15 protein-coding genes are annotated in these 17,717 nt (G+C 56.5%); 9 read left to right on the forward strand and 6 right to left on the reverse strand.

All coding sequences use genetic code 11. The annotated features are described in order from the left end of the window. Positions 1 to 17: 17 nt before the first annotated feature. The gene (locus KF784_04235) at positions 18 to 1,286 is read left to right on the forward strand and encodes a hypothetical protein (GenBank protein ID MBX3118250.1); all 1,269 of its coding nucleotides are present in this window, start codon (positions 18 to 20) and stop codon (positions 1,284 to 1,286) included. A 354-nt stretch (positions 1,287 to 1,640) separates the two neighbouring features. Here the strand turns inward: KF784_04235 and KF784_04240 are convergent, their stop codons facing one another. After that, on the reverse strand, positions 1,641 to 3,629 hold the full coding sequence (locus KF784_04240; GenBank protein MBX3118251.1) for a hypothetical protein: 1,989 nt from the start codon (positions 3,627 to 3,629) through the stop codon (positions 1,641 to 1,643). On the opposite strand from KF784_04240, the gene KF784_04245 reads away from it, so the two are divergent. The 4 genes from KF784_04245 to KF784_04260 are packed head-to-tail and all read left to right on the forward strand — an operon-like array spanning position 3,601 to position 10,935. Continuing rightward, positions 3,601 to 4,812, forward strand: coding sequence for an alpha/beta hydrolase family protein (locus KF784_04245; GenBank protein MBX3118252.1), 1,212 nt, complete (start codon positions 3,601 to 3,603; stop codon positions 4,810 to 4,812). The two genes, KF784_04240 and KF784_04245, sit on opposite strands and share 29 nt — an antisense overlap. Then, positions 4,812 to 5,555, forward strand: a complete 744-nt coding sequence (locus KF784_04250) for a hypothetical protein (protein MBX3118253.1) — start codon at positions 4,812 to 4,814, stop codon at positions 5,553 to 5,555. The genes KF784_04245 and KF784_04250 overlap by 1 nt, the downstream gene beginning before the upstream one ends. Positions 5,556 to 5,580: 25 nt before the next feature. Further along, positions 5,581 to 6,447 (forward strand): prepilin-type N-terminal cleavage/methylation domain-containing protein, encoded by an 867-nt coding sequence (locus KF784_04255; GenBank protein ID MBX3118254.1) that lies wholly within the window; start codon positions 5,581 to 5,583, stop codon positions 6,445 to 6,447. 60 nt (positions 6,448 to 6,507) lie between these two features. Further along, positions 6,508 to 10,935: a M28 family peptidase gene (locus tag KF784_04260; GenBank protein ID MBX3118255.1), complete on the forward strand. Its 4,428-nt coding sequence runs from the start codon at positions 6,508 to 6,510 to the stop codon at positions 10,933 to 10,935. Between the two features lie 50 nt (positions 10,936 to 10,985). Here the strand turns inward: KF784_04260 and KF784_04265 are convergent, their stop codons facing one another. Further along, positions 10,986 to 11,573 carry a hypothetical protein gene (locus KF784_04265; protein MBX3118256.1) on the reverse strand — a complete coding sequence of 196 codons (588 nt, stop codon included), beginning with the start codon at positions 11,571 to 11,573 and terminating at the stop codon, positions 10,986 to 10,988. After that, a complete protein-coding gene (locus tag KF784_04270; protein ID MBX3118257.1) occupies positions 11,570 to 11,944 on the reverse strand; it encodes a hypothetical protein in 375 nt (124 codons plus the stop codon). Before KF784_04270 ends, KF784_04265 begins: the two co-directional genes overlap by 4 nt. Before the next feature lie 7 nt (positions 11,945 to 11,951). Between KF784_04270 and KF784_04275 the strand changes: the two genes are divergently transcribed. Further along, positions 11,952 to 12,896, forward strand: coding sequence for a carbohydrate kinase family protein (locus tag KF784_04275; protein MBX3118258.1), 945 nt, complete (start codon positions 11,952 to 11,954; stop codon positions 12,894 to 12,896). A 229-nt stretch (positions 12,897 to 13,125) separates the two neighbouring features. Here the strand turns inward: KF784_04275 and KF784_04280 are convergent, their stop codons facing one another. Beyond that, positions 13,126 to 13,641 carry a hypothetical protein gene (locus KF784_04280; protein MBX3118259.1) on the reverse strand — a complete coding sequence of 172 codons (516 nt, stop codon included), beginning with the start codon at positions 13,639 to 13,641 and terminating at the stop codon, positions 13,126 to 13,128. Between the two features lie 174 nt (positions 13,642 to 13,815). Continuing rightward, positions 13,816 to 14,742: a hypothetical protein gene (locus KF784_04285; protein MBX3118260.1), complete on the reverse strand. Its 927-nt coding sequence runs from the start codon at positions 14,740 to 14,742 to the stop codon at positions 13,816 to 13,818. 65 nt (positions 14,743 to 14,807) lie between these two features. On the opposite strand from KF784_04285, the gene KF784_04290 reads away from it, so the two are divergent. Continuing rightward, positions 14,808 to 15,563: a creatininase family protein gene (locus tag KF784_04290; protein ID MBX3118261.1), complete on the forward strand. Its 756-nt coding sequence runs from the start codon at positions 14,808 to 14,810 to the stop codon at positions 15,561 to 15,563. Here KF784_04290 and KF784_04295 read toward each other — a convergent pair. Continuing rightward, positions 15,560 to 15,898, reverse strand: a complete 339-nt coding sequence (locus KF784_04295; GenBank protein ID MBX3118262.1) for a hypothetical protein — start codon at positions 15,896 to 15,898, stop codon at positions 15,560 to 15,562. The two genes, KF784_04290 and KF784_04295, sit on opposite strands and share 4 nt — an antisense overlap. Positions 15,899 to 15,974: 76 nt before the next feature. Between KF784_04295 and KF784_04300 the strand changes: the two genes are divergently transcribed. Beyond that, positions 15,975 to 16,646: a helix-hairpin-helix domain-containing protein gene (locus KF784_04300; protein MBX3118263.1), complete on the forward strand. Its 672-nt coding sequence runs from the start codon at positions 15,975 to 15,977 to the stop codon at positions 16,644 to 16,646. A 65-nt stretch (positions 16,647 to 16,711) separates the two neighbouring features. Beyond that, a complete protein-coding gene (locus KF784_04305; GenBank protein ID MBX3118264.1) occupies positions 16,712 to 17,698 on the forward strand; it encodes an FAD-dependent oxidoreductase in 987 nt (328 codons plus the stop codon). Positions 17,699 to 17,717: the final 19 nt, after the last annotated feature.

Below are 17,717 nucleotides of genomic sequence, written 5' to 3' on the forward strand. Positions count from 1 at the left end.
ACTCTTTACGCGCGTTCATGGCCGTTCTCTATAACCTGTTGCTCCTCATTCTGAGCCCCTTCTGGGTGCCGTGGATGCTTTGGCGCAGTTCGCGGCGCAAGGAGAGTCCGAACTGGCGTGAGCGCTTTGGCCGGTACTCGTTTGGGCCGCGCAAAGATGGCAAGCGAATCTGGATCCACGCCGTTTCGGTCGGGGAGGTCGTTGCCGTGTTGCCCATCCTTCGCGAAGTACGCAAGCTCCTGCCGGATCATGAAATCATCCTGAGCGTGACCACCAGTAGCGGACATCAAACCGCCCGAGAGAAGGCGGAGGGTCTGTTCGACCATCTCGTCTACTTCCCTATCGACCTGATGCGGTTTCAGTTCAACGCGATGATGCGTGTTCAGCCTGCGGTCGTCGCGGTGATGGAGACGGAGTTGTGGATGAGCTTCTTGTGGCAGGCGAAGGCTTTCAGAGCCTCCACGTTGCTGATCAATGGACGCATCAGCGACCGCAGTTTCCCACGATCTCAAAAGATTGCGTTTTTCTATCGCCCGTTGCTCGGCTATGTGGATCACTGCTTGATGCAGAGCGAAGTCGATGCCGAGCGCATTAAGGCTCTTGGTGGGCAGAACGTGGAAGTGCTGGGCAACTGCAAATTCGATGAGGCAGTGGAAGGACTGGATGCGAATGCGGCGGAATGGAGGCGTGAACTGAAGCTGCCGGACGGAAAGCCGGTTCTCGTCATCGGGTCCACACGGGGGGAGATGGAGGAGAAGTTTGTGCTGGAGGCGATTGCCAGCGTTGGGCTTGACCGCGTCTCCGTCGTGCATGCCCCTCGGCACATGGAGAGGGTGCCTGCTCTTGCCGAGCAGGTTCAGGCGGCATTTGGGAGTGTGGCGCTGCGATCAAAGGGTGAGGGCGGTTCCTACGTGCTGCTGGATACGTACGGCGAATTGAGCAAGGTCTATTCTGTGGCGGACATCGTGGTTGTCGGCGGGGGCTTTGACAACCTGGGCGGGCAGAATATCCTGCAGCCGTTGGCGCATGGGAAGCCGGTTCTTCACGGACCACATATGCAGAACTTTCGTGCGGTAGCGGATGCAGCGCAGGCTGCGGGCGCTTCCCAAACCTGCGGATCGCCCGAAGAGTTAGCGGCGGCGATCAACGAGCTGCTCGAGGATTCGGTTAAGCGGGAGAGCATGGGGGCTGCGGCGGCGAAACTGGTGCAGGGCAATCTAGGAGCGAGCGAGCGATACGCGCGGGTGATAATCGATGCGGCTTGTGATGGGGGAGTTTCTCACTAAGGCACTAAGCATAAGCTATGAGTTGATCGCTTCCTGTCTGCAGATATGGAGGGTAAATCCGAAGGTTGGTACCCTCCAGAACGGCAGTTCTGGAGGGATCGACGCTTACATATCTGCAGATATGGAGGGTAAATCTGAGAGTTGGCACCCTCCAAAACGGCAGTTCTGGAGGGATCGACGCTTACATATCTGCAGATATGGAGGGTAAATCTGAGGGTTGGTACGCTCCAGAACGGCAGTTCTGGAGGGATCAAAGCTAAGAAGTTCTCTGGCACGGGAACGGGTTCAAGAAGCCCCACCCCCTACACCCCCTCCCCATCTTCGCTACGCTCAGACAAGGAGGGGGAAGACCGCTCACCGATCCCAGAATATGCCTAACTGCCCCTCTTGCGGGGTTAAGCCCTTGTCAGTCCAGTTGGCGGTGCGGGTAGCGTTTGCGGTCCAGGGGGTTGAGGGTGGATAGAGGTCTTCTCCACCCAGGTCCATGAATACACCCAGGCACAAGCAACGCGACCGAAGGCTGCCTTTTGGCGCTTCGGCGGCTTTCCCGAGGGTTATGCCTTGACTGTCGTACTTGTCGTTCCCGCCAAACTCCACAAAGATGCCAATGCCGTTGGCATTGCCCGAGCCAAGGCTCAGGTTAGGCGCTTTATAGGTGTCCGTTCCGGCTCGATCTAATAGACAACCGATGGCAAAATCGTGCCCTGCACCTTGCGCCATGTTCATGACCGCGATATAAGAGTCGTCTCCTTTCTCATCATCCAAGACTCCAATTGCGTAGTGTGCCGAAGCTCCTTGAACGTACCACTGTCCGTAATAGCTGTCTTTCCCGGCGAGATCCCACAAGAACCCGACGCCGCGACCGTAGCCCACACCCTGTCCGAAGACCCCACAGCTGTACTTGTCGTCGCCCTCCTGGTCGAGCAAGATGCCGACGCCGCCTGCGAGTGTGTGCCCGTCGAGGTAGTCGGCGCGGCGGCCATTGCCTGCGCCTTGAGCCATGCTGACGTTGTGCTCTGCGGACTGTGGTGAAGCGAAGTCGATCACCTGGTCATTCGCCACATAGGCATCGTCACCGGCGCGGTCGGCAAGGTAGCCGAAGCCTTCCGTTTGCCCGCAACCCTGTACTTGGTTGAACCCGAAGTACTTGTCGTTCCCACGGACATCCTCTAGAATCCCTGCACCGAAGTTGCCGAACCCTTCACTGTCCACGTAAGCATCGTAAATGTCATCGCCATCGAGGTCGATCGTTGCCGCCATCCCCATCCGCCCTGAACCTATCCCTGGCCGGTGGGTTCGATAGACATCGTTTCCACCGCTATCAAGGAGTACCGCATAGCCAAAAAGCGCGCCGCCGGGACCGGGTTCGTTTGTGCCTTTCTTTCGTTGATCCCATCCAACGAGGTTCATATTTCCTAAAACTTCGTGGCTAAGATACTGATCGTTGCCTTTGCTGTCCAGCACGACGCTGGCCCAGTTCGATGCGCTCTGATTTGCCGGGCAGTTTATGTATGTGTCGTTGCCGCCCGTGTCGATGATAAGGAGAGTGGGGCGGTCGGGGTGCTTCGTGTCGCTCCCGCCGGTCAGCCGGATGACTCCCCAAGCCGTTGGGATCTGCACGTCATATTCGGCGCCGTCCGGCACGATTCCGAGATACACGCCGGCAGCCTGCACCGCCAAAAACAGATCGTATGCCCCGGCTGCAAGGTAGGCCATTTCTACACCGCGATAGGCTTGGAGTTTGTCGTTAAACGAACTGCCGAACTCATCGCTGGGCGCTCTTTGAGCGAAGCGTGTGTACTGTGGATTGAGGTCGCCAAGCTTGAGAAAGGCCGCCTTGCGCATCTCCAGCGAGCGTGGGATGACACTTAGGATCAGAGCGGCAGCCTTTTGAACCTCCGCAGGGACCGAATCGAGACGGGGTACAGGACCGCTCACAACTCCCTTTGCGGCGAGGTCATCCAAGACTCGTTTGAGCGCCCCAGTTTCCTTTGCGCTTCCCTCTTCTGCGGCGTTTGGATTGCCAAGGAGCGAGCGTCGAATCGGAAATCCGGTGAGGTGCGCGCCGGATTGAAGACCCGCTGCCGCCGAGCCGATCTGGGTGGACATCTCATCTCGGAACGTTTTTGAGAAGAACGGAATCCGCCAAGGATTTTCGTCGCATGCGTCATAGATAGTTGTGCTAAATTCGCCAAGTCTATAAAACTGGGCGAGGTTCTGGTCGAAGCGTGCGGTTTTGGTCGATAAACCCGCCGTACCCAATGCGGTTTCAAACTCTGAGTCCGGCGTCGCGGTAACCTGAGCACCGACAAACATGATTGAAAGAGCGGCGACGAAAATCATCTTAGCGTTCCTCGCTGTTTTAGGCAGCTCCTTGACTTTGGCTCAGGGGCCCGACTTGAAGCAACCTCCCCCGGCAACGACTTTCTCCGCGTGGACCAAAGTCGCAGAGGAGAACACGCTGTCGGAGTACACCGTGACGCTGCCTAGTGCCGTCGAGAGTCCTTTCCCAGAGAATAACGCGATTCCGTTGAATGTCTTCGTGCCTGCTCGAACTGTGCAGGCCACCCCAGTTGTTATCATCCTGCATTATTGGGGGGCAACCGATCAACGCGCGGAGCGCAACCAAGCTCAGGACCTCGCTCGACGAGGCATTGCATCGGTCCTTATGCCGCTGCCCTATCACCTCGCGCGAACGCCCAAGGGCTCGCGCTCAGGCGAACTGGCGATTGTAGCGGACCCGCAAAAGCTGGTCGAGACGATGACGCAGTGCGTCCTCGACGTTCGGCGGACCATCGACTGGATCGCGACGCGACCGGAATTCGACAGTTCGAGGGTCGGGATCGCGGGCACATCGCTCGGCTCCTTGGTCGCGACCATCACCTGCGGGGTTGATAAGCGGCTTACTCACGGGGCATTTGTGCTTGCGGGCGCTGACATCGCCGGGATTCTGTGGAAATCGTCCCGAGTGGTGAAGCAAAGAGAGCAGTTCCGAAAGGACGGTTACACCGAGGAATCCTTGCGCAAGGCTCTGCAGTCGATTGAACCTTTGAACTATCTCGCTGGACGCGGGCTGCAGTCATCTCTGATCATCGGTGCCAAGTACGATACGGTTATCCCCCCTGATTCCACCGACAAGCTCATCTCCGCGCTCGACGGAGCCAAAACGGTTTGGCTCGACACCGGCCACTACGGTGGATTCTTCATTCAAAAGAAGGTCCAGAACACAGTCGGGGCGTATTTTGAAGCTGAGTTTGCCGGTTTGGATTACACTCCGCCGAGTTCACTGACCGCCCCAACTATCCGCATTGGAGTTCTTGGCGACACCGAAGACGGCCTTCAGGTTGCGGTTGGCTTGGACGTGTGGAGATCGAACAGCAAATCGGAATTCTTTGCCAGCGCCATTGCAACTCCTCGGGGTTTGCGTGGATTTGTCGGATTTCGGCTCGACAAGGGGCTGAGCCTCGGCGCGGGGATTCATCCCAAAGGTGTGCGCCCGGGGGTGTTTTGGAGCATCGTACTCTGATGGATGCACATGCCGTAGCCGCAATCGACAATCTCAAGAAAACCTATCTGTCGATTGGGTTGGCAACAACAGGCGCAAAGAAGATTGAACAGGAGGGTTGTGTGATCTGCGTGAGCGGGCACGATCATCCGGTTGGGAATTTCGCGGTGGTGGACTTTTGCGACGACCTTGGCGCGAAGGACCTTGCCCTTTATGCGGGGGCGAAGGAAACTTTCCACCTTTATGTCAGTCCCGATGCGGCTCAGAACGGGACAGCGGTTGCCTTGACAAAGCGCGGTTTCCGTTCTGTTCACACCTTGCAGGCGATGTGGGTTGAAGGATTGGAGGATACGCAGCCCGACTTGATCGAACTGGTGCAGAAGGATGAACTGCGGTCGAGCATTGCCCATTACATGGCGGACCAATTCTTCGGGCGACGAGGCGGAGATATTGCGCGCAGCGTGGCTGAAGCGACCTTGCACTCGGGTCTGGACCTCTACGAGATTCGAGTCGGTCACGACCGAGTTGGGGTTGTGATGCTCACCGATGAGGAAAAGTCCATTGGAATTTACAACCTTGTTGTGGCACCAAATTTGCGAAAAAGGGGTTACGGAGCTAGGACGCTACGCGAAATTCGAAAAAAAGCACAATTAAGCAAAAAAGCGGTCACATTGCAGTGTGAGAAGTCACTTTCAGCCTGGTATCGAGGCAACGATTTTGCTTCTTGTGGCGAAATTAGTGTATACGTTTTAGAACGGCGTTAAGGTTCTTGTTATAATAGAAACAACGGTGCGGAAATCTGATCGAGCATTTACCCTGCCAGAACTGGCAGTGGTGATCGCAATTATCGCGATCCTCGGGGCAATTCTATTGCCCATTTTCCGCGCTGCCAAAATGGCGGCTCAGCGCACCGTCTGCGCGAGCAACATCCGCAACACCCAAGCCGCCGTGATGATGTACTTGTCGGATTACGACGAGCATTTCATGCTTGTGAACCAAAGTCCAGCCGGGCCATACACCCCAGATAAGGACCGGACCTGGGTTCAGATTCTGCTGCCGTACACCCACTCCTTCAATACTTTCTTCTGCCCGTCGGACCATGCGTCACGCGATGAGAAGGAGAGCTGGGTGGATGCCGATGCCGTCCCCGGGGATGCCGATGCGCGCTATTACAACGCCTCGCTCCACGTGGACCAAGGTTACAACTACCTTTATTTCGCGCCCGTGGTTTGGCAGAGCGGCACCTGGGTTTCGGTTCCGCGTGGGTTTAGCGAGATCGCCGAGCCCGCGACTGCGCTTTTGTTTGTCGACTCCGTTCATTCGCGAAACGGACAAGGGAATCCCGAAGATGGGGGCAGCTATATCGTCATCCCGCCGTGCCGGTACGCCATGCGGTCGGGCCAGCGCATTGATACTTTCGGCTTTGCCGGGGCCGGGGTTTTGACCCCACGCAAAGGCTGGAGCCCGCAAGACCCGCTTTCGAAGTTCCGATACGGCTTGGCTTGGCCTTGGCACGACAAGCGTATGAATATCGGGCGGGCGATGGGCGGTTCAAAGTCGGTAGCTATCACACAACTTTCTGAAGGCTGTGATGTGAGGCCGGAGTGGGCAGGCTTCATCAACGACGCGAGCAAGTACACCTGGGACGTCAATTAGTCCACTTACAAATCTCTCCAAATGCAGGATTCGCGGCATGCTTTCGCGTATCTTTAAGACATGTCCAAGCGTCTGCTCACGGTGTTGGCTTGCTTGGGCGCTCTGCTCACAGCCGGACCGGCGCAGACACCATCTCAGAACGACTACACCCCTATCTACAAGGCGATTCGAGAGAACATTCGCGAAAGCGAGATCCAAAAGCACCTCGATCAGATTACGAAAGCGCCTTCCCGATTGGCAGGCTCTGAGGGCGAGCGCAGGGCCTTGGAGTATGCCGAAGGCATCTTCAATCGCCTCGGCTTCGTCAACATCCGCAAGCAGCCGTTTTCGGTCACCGTGCCCGACCCTGAAGCTGTGGGGACGCTATCCATTACGGGCGGGGAAAACGTCACTGCCTATCCACTCTGGCCCAACCTCGTGCGGACCTCAACCTGTGACGTTTCGGGACCGATCGTGTATGGCGGGATGGGGTCGCTCGATGATCTTAAGGGGCTTGACGTCGCGGGGTCAATTGTCATTCTTGAGTTCAACACCGGTACTCGGTGGCGCAACGCTGCCAAGTTGGGCGCAAAGGCGATTGTCTTTATTGAGCCGAGCGACACCGACCGTGTGCAGGCTGAAGACACCTTCAGCAGCGTTCCTCTTGGAGTCCCCCGATTTTGGCTACCCCTGCGCGACATCGCGCCGGTGCTGCAGGCTGCAAGAGACGGCAAGAGTGTCCGCCTTTCGTGCAAGCAGAACTGGGTGCTTCGGGAGACGTACAACCTCCTTGCCGACCTTCCTGGATCGGTTCCGGCTGCCAAGGACGAACGCATCCTGCTGAGCGCGTATGCCGATTCGATGTCGGCAGTGCCGGGGCTCGCGCCGGGAGCGGATAGTGCGAGTGGGTTGGCGGCTTTGCTGGAGTTGGCAAGACTATCGAAAGAAAGGTCGCAACGTCGCCCGATGACGTTTATGGTGACCTCGGCGCACTTTATTGCCCTCCAAGGTGAGCGCGAGTGGGTGGAACATCAACAGCAGGCGGGAAAGCCGGATGCCCTGCTCACAATCTCACTCGACTTGAGCTCTACCCGAGCATCTCTCGCCGGGTTCTCTCGTGGCTGGTTTTACAACTACCGCAACGAAACCACTGACACCATACGACCACTATCGCGCATTTTGCGCGACCACGCGAATCGCATCGCTGAGACCTATGGGCTTGCGAGCGGGCGCGATGTGTATATCGATGCGGTCAACGACAGCGACAACAGAACCTGGAAGAACAACATCCCTGGCAAGTTCGCTATGAGCTGCGAACCGATGATCCAGGCGACGCTGAATGCGCTCACCTTCGCGACGGTCGATACGCCTCGGCCCTACCTGGACACTCCGCTCGACACGTTAGATAGGGTGAACGTACGTGCGATTGCGGATCAAACACGGAGCATCGGGTGTCTTCTTGCGCACCTGCGTCGGGACTCGCTTAGCCGGACTGAGACATCCCCCTATCGAGTCCCCCTTCAGCCAACGACAATGCGACGGCTGACCACGGTCGGTGGCTTTGGAGAGATTGAGGGCCGCGTCGTCGTCTTCGATGCGAGCAAGAGTTTTATTCCTGATGTGCCGGTAGAGGGGTCTGTGGCGACTCTGCTGCACGAGAACAAAACGCTGCTGGGGGTTCGGGCGCCCATGATTCAACTCACCGAACCCAAGACGGCGCACTACAGCTTCATCGGGGTTTCACCAGTGAGCGCGCGGTTTGTGCGCGATCGTAGACCACTCAGGATTGCCGCGTTTCGGATGGATCCAGACTCGGGCAATATCGACTACGGTCCGGCAGAGGGCGTTCTGGCGAATTATTACTCGACGATGTTTATGATGACGTCGTCGCACAAGTCCACTCCCATCGTGGCCTTTCCGTGCGTTTCGCAGGACATTTACGATCTGAGCGACCCGCAGGACTTTCAAGCCCTTCCTTTTGTGATGGCGCTTGAGGCAAGGTCGGAGGCCGTGCCGAAGATGTACGGCCTATTCATCGCCGAGCAAGACTTTTTCCTCGCCGACGACATTGAGGACACTGCTGTACTCTTTGCCCCCCCAAACATGCGCTACAAGCTCATCGGCATGTCGATGGCGGGCGAAGTGCGGATGACTCTGACGAACAGCTCGGACTCGGAACCTACCGGAACGGGCTTTGGCATGCCTGGAAGCGAAGATGCGGACACGCTGCATTTGCCCGCGCTTCAAGCCGCGAGGGATATGATTCGCCTCAATGAATCGAGGATCAAGAACTTTGCCAAGTACAAGATTTTGAGCGACAGCGTGCTTGACCTTCAGGCCAAAGCTAAAGAGGAGTTGGGGCTTGCCGACCAAGCCGTTCTGGACAAAGATTGGGCAGCGGTCGAGAGGCATTCGCGAACGGCTTGGGCGTACGCCTTGCGGGCACATCCCGTCATCCAGGGCACGAATTCGGATGTTATCAATGGGGTGATTTTTTATCTGTTTCTGCTCCTTCCCTTCAGTTTCTTCTTAGAAAGGCTTCTGATCGCGGCGAAGCTGCTGACCAAGCAGATCATGTGGTCGACGATCTTCTTTATCGCGTCGTTTGCGCTGATCTACTCAATTCACCCCGCTTTTGAGATCATCTACAACCCGGCGGTCATCTTTGTCGCGTTCGTCATGGGGACGCTGAGTTTGGTTGTCGGCGGGTTCATCGTCGGGAAGTTCGAGACATCGCTCAAGGCGCTCAAGGCGGCTGAGAGTGGGGTTAAGGAGATTGATCTTTCTCGGGGCACGGTGGCTTTTGCGGCCTTCTCGCTTGGGATTAGCAATATGCGTCGTCGCAAAGCCCGAACCATCTTGACTACGCTCACGCTGGTGGTTCTCACCTTCATCGTCCTTAGCTTTACGTCTATCGTCCCGGACCTCAAAGTTTACGAAACCGCGAGCCCGAATCAAGCAACCTACTCCGGCATCCTCGTGCGTGATCCCGGGCTGAACCCGATCCAGCGCACCACGACGCGCATCCTCAACAATCTGTATGAGGGTAAGGCGACTTTGGCGAGCCGGGCGTTTTTCTATGGGGCTGAGTTTAGCGAGACCCCGCCACTCTCGATCTACCGGGGAGAAAAGACAACCGATGTACGGGCTGTGCTGGGGTTAGAGTCGGGCGAAGCCAAGATCACACGCCCGCAAGACGCGCTTCTACCGGGAGGCAGATGGTTCAATCCTGGCGAGCGGGGAGTGATCGTTTTGACACGTTCGATGGCGGATAAACTCGGCGTCGGCTCTTTAAGACCTGGGGCGGATACGATTCGCTTTGCGGGAATGCCTTTCAAAGTCGTGGGCGTAATCGAAGATGACGCTCTGCGTGCTATTCGCGACTTGGATGGCGATGGCGTTTTGCCTGCGGACCTCACGATTACGCGGAGGTTCCAAACCGAATCTCGGTCCATCAATGCCGCGTTCAGGAGCTTTTTGAGGCTCGACCCAGAGGTTTGTGTGATCATCCCAACGGAAGATGCGCTCAGCCTGGGCGGGCAGATTCGATCGGTTGCCGTTCACTTCGACAACCCAGAGGACACACGCAAGGCCTTGGATGAGCTGATGCCTCGCATTCGCATGAATGTTTATGCGGCGGTGCCGGAGGGTGACGGGCTCTCGGTCAAGACCTTTAGCACCCTGCAAGGCTCGAAGAGCACGGGCCTTGGTTTGGTCGTCGTGCAAATGCTCCTGGCTGCGGTGTTCATCCTGAACACGATGATCGCGAGCGTTTATGAGCGCAAACGCGACATCTCGATCTTCAGCGCCATTGGCTTGGCCCCCAATCATATCGCCGCACTATTCTTTGCCGAGTCGTTGGTTTACGGGGTCTTTGGCACGGTGATGGGTTACTTCCTGGCTCAGGGTGTTTCTCGTCTTGTCCTCATCACAGGGATTCTCCCTGGCCTTAACCTGAATTTCAGCGCATCCTCGGCGGTGATGGCTGCCGTGCTCGTCATGGCTCTCGTGCTCCTGAGCACGATCTATCCGGCAAAGGTTGCGGCACGGATTGCAGCCCCGGCGCTGCAGGATGACTTTGCCGATGAACCGCCCGAAGGTGACGAATGGGAACTTGTTCTTCCCTTTAGGCTCTCGGAGGACGAAGCTCCGTCGCTGATCGCCTTCTTTGCCGATTGGTTCAAAGCCTATGAGGAGTTTACGATTGGTTCGTTTGTGACCAGCGGCACGACCATACAAGAAGATGCGCTTGACGGCTGCTTATGCCGCACCCATACGACCGCTTGGCTTGCCCCGTTTGACCTTGGCGTTTCTCAAGAGATTAACCTTGCCGCGCATCGGAGCGAGCTTCCGGGAGTGTGCAAAATCGTGCTTACGATTCGGCGCGAAAGCGGCGAACACGCCTACTGGCTCAACGTCAACAAGCGATTCTTGCCAAATATCCGCAAGCAGTTCCTTGCCTGGCGCACCAGTCGAGAGTCGGTGGATGCCCAACTTGCCGCCGTGTAAATAAGAACGACCCTTGAGAGCGTGAGCCTTCAAGGGTCGTTCGGCAAAGACTACTTACTTAGGGCAACCAAGAGATCGTAGGCAAGCGGATCGAGGATGACGTCGCGAATGAAGTACTTGATCTTCTCGTCGTCGCTCATCTTGTCGGGCTCAGCCTTGGGATTGTAAACCTTGATGTCGAGAGATTTTGACGCGGTTTTGAGCTGGCCTTCGTTGAGCGCACTCTTCATCACCGCCAATACGTCGTCTGCGTTTTCTGAGGCAGCGGCATCTCTGAGGATCGCAAACCCGATGAACAGTCGATTGAGTTTGTTGAGGAGTTCTTTGGAGGGAACGGCGCCCTTCTTCACGCCATCCTCGTAGGCTCTGTCGATCTCAATCTCGACGAGCTTGAGATTGTCGGCCTCACGCTGGATGACCTGTTTCACCTTCGCCCGACATTTTTCAATCGCGGGCAGAAGCTGCTTGATCTGGTCCTTGGTCATCACCAAAGGCAAGATGTGATTCAACAAATCGAGCTGTCGAGCCCTCGACAAGATGGCATCGGAGCGTTTTGCGGTTGCATCGGGGACCGTTTGCGCGGGGGCAGCGGCGACGATTGAGACAATAAGGAGTACTGCTAAGAGGACGCGTTTCATGATTCCAAACCTTCTTTTTCCTGAATTGTGGACGATTGGGGAGCAACTGACGTTACTTCACGTTCCATCAACGTTGTCATGATGGCGGCCGCCAACGTTTGTGCGTGGACGAATACACATCCTACCGCCGCCACGATCAGCCAACCCACCGGACTTAACGACCCTTCGGCAGTCCCTGCAAATTGCGATGCGCCGTACATGCCGAACATCAGCACGATCAACCCACCGATCATCAGCCAGATTGAGGCAAGAATTCGCTTGTTTTTCTCAATCTGTCCGTACTTCTTTCGAATCTGAGGACCTCGGCGCCAAACTGTCCAGCCGTACGCCACCCAGACCACGAAGCTCACAACTGCTTCCAGGGTAACCACCGTCCGCATGTTACTCGCTTCGCGGCATTCGGGTAGATTCGGCGGGTTGATTCTCGTTTACGGAACGATATGTATCGACCAAATGCGCACGATTAAACAACTCCCACCGAGCGGGGGCTACGTGGAGATTCTTGAGGAGCGCATTTTACTTGGCGGCGAAGCCGCGAACACCGCGTATGCGCTGATGCAGTGGGACGCGGACATGCGTCTTGCCGGAAATCCCCTCGGGCTTGACGCGGATGGAAGACAACTTGCCGATCTTGTCCGGAAGAGCGGCCTGCCGATGCAGGACTTGCAAGAACGTGATGCGACCACGCCTGTTTGCGACATCTACGTGACGCCCAACGGCGAGCGGACAATGTTCGGGAAGGGCTTTGCCACGATCACCGACTCGCTTGATCCCCCCTCCGCGCCTTTCGCAGCGGAAGGCTGGTTCACACTTGACTCCAACTTGCGTGAATCGGGCGACGATGCCCTGCGGCTTGCAAAAGGGGCGGGGATGCACCTCTATGTGATGGACATTCTAGACCCCTCCATCGAATTTGCTGCGACCGATGTTTGGCAGTGCAGTACCGATTGGGCGGGAGTTCGGGGCGATGTCGCTGGAAACTTGGAGTGGGTTCGGAGGTGGGGGGATCGGCACGGATGTGCGGCGATTCTCACCGATGGTTCCAACGGCTTTGTCGCTGGTGGCCCCGGACAGGCTCCCAAGCACTTTTTCCCATATCCATGTCCAAAAGTCGTGGACTCCACCGGTGCGGGCGATATGTTTAGAGCGGGGATGCTGTTTGGGCTGGACCAAGGCTGGCCCTTCTCTCAGTGCTTGAGCTTTGCTGCGGCGGCGGGGAGTTTAAAGTGTCAGGCGTTGGGGGCGATGACCTACGTGCCAACTTTGGATGAAGTGCAAGCCCACATCTCAGCGCATCCTGATGTCGCTGAGCAATACATCTGACATCAGTCTCTATCTTTGTGCTTCGGATCCACCGAGCAAGAGCCTGTCCATCACGTAGGAACGCCGAGCTTGGGGCCAAGCCAAAGCTGCCAGATGACGTAGAGAGCGAAAAAGCCTCCGACAATCCAGGGGTTCATACTTCTATAAGACGACCTTGGGACGGAAAGCTCCCGGATTCATAGCGAAGTCCCACTGGGGCCGCCTCCAGTGGGTTTGCAATTGGACGGGATTAGTCTGCTCGACGCATCCAAACTTCGATATCGCCTTCGCGAACAGCTCCTTCGAAGTGATACGTTACGTCAGACTCATTCGCGCGAAAACTCACGCTGATTTTGTCGCGTCGGTCGGAATTCGGGCGAGAGTTCTTCGCCTTAAAATCTCCAACCCGAACTACAAGCGGTCCGTGGAACCGATGTCGCTCGTTGTTTCGCATAACCACCATGACAGCAGGACCGCCAAACGCGGCTGTGTCTCCGTCCTTGGCAAATTCACGGCACTCCGGCATTTCGATGCGAACAGCTGTGTTATTGCTCGGGATCCGGGCCTCCCACACAAACTTTCCATCGACAACCGGCTCCCCATTACGCCGCATAGCTTTACGGACCTCGAAGTTGAACGATCCGTGGAGTTGATCGTTGTTCACGGCAACTCCTCTTCCTTTCGCGCCGGCAACTCCCGCGTGCTGCGCTAAGGCGAGCGATGCGAGCACAACCGACAAAACAATCATTAGCTTCTTTGCTAACATGACATACCTCCATAAGGTTAAAGTCGAAGCCGCAAACATGCGGCCTCAGAGCGAGTGGACCGCGAGCCTATAGTGATTGTTCAGTGAACTGTTATTTTTGCCAGTCGCACCGCTTGACGTGAACGAATGGGCTTATGGAGTTCGCAAAGCCAGAATCTGCGGCGACTACTGGTGTTAAGGAAGCTCGTAACGCCAGTAAGCTGGCTGCCCATCGATCGACCAAAGCGCATCGCTTTCGGAAAGGTAAACCTTGCGACCGTCGAAGTTGTATTCGATCCGACCCGATTTCAGCGCATGGCGAGCGGCTTTAAGCATTCTGCTGTGGCGGCGCCATGTTCGTATCTGAGGAATTGCGGCGAGCCCAAATCCGAGGGTCATAAGGGTGATCAGATAAACATCCTCTGGCTTAAATCCAACTCTCATAGGGAACGTCACGCAAACTATGATAAAAAATGGCATCACGAGAGATGCGATCAAACCAAGTCCATTGTTTCGATAAGTCTGCAGTTCGGACTTTTCCGTTGGTGTCAGAGACCGCTCACGCACGCCTTCCGCTTGTGGAATTGGCGCAAACCTTCGGATGCTCAACCTCCGAAAGAGCCCATGCGCGGACAAGCCTTGAATGCGGACAATCCGCCCATCGGCAAAGCACTCGACAAAAAACTCACCGAGCGGTTGGCTCATTGTCATGGCGAGGCGGGCGATCTTGCGATGCTGACTGGTCCAATGTCGCCTATCCGGCAGCCAACCTTGGAACTGATAGATGTATCCATGCCTTTGTATGATCCTTAGGTTGGAGAATGATATGAACTGGTTGAAGGCAAGACAGGCAGCCACGAAGCTCGCTATGAAAAGTGTGCAAGAGCTCACCGTCGACAATAATCTGCCGTTTGTAAACTGCCACGACGAACTAAGGATGAGCAAGATTGGGGCGGTGACGAAGCCAAGCAACATATAAAAGATCGCTCTGCGAATGCTTGCTGTCAGCAAGGTCGATTCTTCCGTCGTCATCAGCCGCATCCCAACAAGCTTCAGGCCCCCAACACAGAGGTCCCAACCCATGTTGCGCTGATGTTCGATCAGAGGCCACGAATACGGCATTGTCCTGTTGATATTCTACAACGAGTTCGGCGGGTTCACATTCCCGGGTAAACATACGAACGCCGATGAAACTTGCTGAAATGACTTGGAAAGAGGTCGATGCGATCTCACGCGACGTGGTTGTTCTGATCCCTACTGGATCGCTTGAGCAGCACGGCCCTCATCTGACCCTGTTTACCGACTCGCTTTTGGCGACTTCGGCGGGTGAGGCGGTTGAACGCAATCTTCCCAGCAAAGTCTTGCTAACGCCGACGCTGTGGCTGGGCGCTTCGGGGCATCATCTCAAGTTCTCGGGGACGTTAAGCGCGTCGTTTGAAGCGTACATGGGGGCGATTGAGAGTGTTGTGGAGTCGCTCATCCCTCACGGGTTCCACAAGTTTTACGTGATCAATGGGCACGGGGGAAACACGGAACCGAACGGGATGGTGATGCGCACTTTGAAGGCGCGGCACCCAGAGATGACTTTTGGCCACTCGGGCTACTTCGGGTTTATTAAGCCTGAGGATTGTGCGGCGGTGATGGAGGGGCCACTCAAGCACATCAAGCACTCCTGCGAAGCAGAGGTCAGTCTGATCATGCACCTGCATCCGGATCGCGTCCGCCCCGATCAGCTGCGCAACGACGGCTTGAAGTCGAGCCCGTCGCTGCAGGGCGTCATCCACCACTTTGATGAGATGACGGAAGAGGGGTCGCTCGGCTACGCCAAGCTTGGCACGGCAGAAAAGGGGCGCAAGCTGTTCGAGCTCGCCATCGTGGGCGCAACCAAAGAGATCGAAACGATCGCCGATGGCTACGTGCTTGTCCAAGACTTTACGCCTTAAGCGTCGTAGCGTATGGAATCGGGGAAATCGCGATAGAGTCCGGCCTTATAGTCCACGACGCGCGAGTAGACCGCACGGTGAAGCTCTTCAACATCGGGCGCGCGAGTCGCTGCGATGTTAAAGGCGGCGTCGAGATCGGCAAGCTTGTGGAAGTCGATCTGGACATGGAACTCACCCAATAGCTCCGGCCCGAATCCGAACTTTCGGCGCTGTATCCGATACCCGCTCACCGTTCCTGCATTCTTCAAATGGTCAAGGTAAGTCTGAATAGCCCTGACCAGTTCCAAATCCTTCGCGCCAGGAGCAAGGTTTACCCAGATATGGTAGGTGTCCATATCGCAAGGCTACTCGACTAGATTCCCCTCTCCCCAGCAAGAGACTCACTGTACAATAGCAAAGAGAGAGGTTACGATGTTTTCGCAGCTTAACACTCAGCAGAAGTTCAGTTATGTGGTGATCTCGGCATTGGCGCTTGGGGCGATGGCGTTTGCGGGAGCGAGGCAGATTCGTTCCACGCAAGAGATCAAACTAACACCCATCGCTGTGGAGGAGCCTAGTGCGGCAACGCAGCCTGGGCCAAGCGTGCCTGTTGAGTTGGTTGTGGATGTTACGGGCGAAGTCGCCAAGCCGGGAGTTTATAAGTTTGGTGCGTCGGACAGGGTGCTTGATGCCATCGCAAAGGCGGGTGGATCCAAACCGGAAGCGGACATCGAGGCGCTGAACCAGGCCGCACCGCTGATTGATGGAACTCAGCTATATGTGCCCAAGAGGCAATCCTCGGATGAATCCAAGGTTGCCGAATCCTACTCGGGAAGAAACGCGAGCGCTGGCTCAAGCTATCAAAAGGCATCACGGGGGCAAGGCTCGAAGAAGCCAAAACTCCCCGCCCCGAACTCTATCAGCATCAATTCTGCAACGGCGGCACAACTCGAAACGCTGCCGGGTATTGGGCCGGTGACAGCGGCAAAGATCATCGAATACCGCAAAGCGAACGGCTCCTTCAAGTCGATCGACGAACTGGAGAAGGTTAAAGGGATCGGGCCAAAGAAGCTGGAAGCGGTCCGCAAGTATGTCCGACTCTAAGACTGGCATAATGAACCTATGCAGGCTTGGGCAACGGAGTGCAATGGGCGGGGAGAGGCTCGCACATGAAGGTCTGTATCGTTGGCGCGGGGGTATCGGGATTAGCCGCGGCACGCGCCCTTAAGCAGGCCGGCCTTGAGTCTGTGGTTTATGAAAAATCGGATATCCCCGGGGGGCGTGTCGCCACCGTGGAGGAGTCTAGCTACCTTTTCGATTCTGGGGCGACCTCGGTCGCTCCTCGAGGCAAGCACATCGAAAGAGCGATGCTTGAGGAGCTTGACCTCACAGATCTCGTCCGCGTCGCGTTGCCGATCTTCACTCACTCGTCCTTGCGAGTTATCGCAGGCGACTCCAAAAAGAACGCGATCCCTCGGTATGCGTATGCGAAGGGGCTTATCACTCTGCCCAAGCTCCTGGCGAAGGACCTGGATATCCGATTTGGCATCGAGGTTGAGTCGATTTATCGCAACGGGACCAAGGTTTACCGAGTGGCAGGGGAGGACTATGACGCCGTCATTCTCACGCCCCCTATTCCACAGGTGCGAGAGCTGCTAGCTTCGGCGGGAGAGAGTCGCCCTTTGGCGAATACGTCGTTCCGGTCGTGCTTGAGCATCTGCCTCGGATACCGAAGAGTGCTGCCAGAAGTGGGCTATCACGCGCTCCTCGACCCCGATCAGCGACACCCGCTTACCTGGCTCAGCCTGGAGTCTGTGAAGTGCCCCTATTATGCGCCCAAGGGGTGTACGTCTTTGGTCGCGCAGATGAGCCCACAATTCAGCCGAATCAATTTCGAGAACTCCGACGAGCAGATCGTCGAGCCGACGATTGAGTTCATCAAGCGCTTGTATGGGCAGGATTGGGATCAGCCGGAGGTGGCTCTCGTTCGGCGTTGGCGCTATAGCCAGCCGGAGATAACGGCGATGTTTGAGAATGTGAATCATCCCTCAGCGCGGCTGCTCATCGCGGGCGACGGAGTGATGGGGGGGCGTGTGGAGTACGCCTATGAGGCGGGATATCTTGCGGCTCAAATTCTTATCGAGCAGGCAAAATAAAAAGGTCCGGGCAACCACT

This window comes from Fimbriimonadaceae bacterium (assembly GCA_019638775.1).
Lineage (GTDB): Bacteria > Armatimonadota > Fimbriimonadia > Fimbriimonadales > Fimbriimonadaceae > JAHBTD01.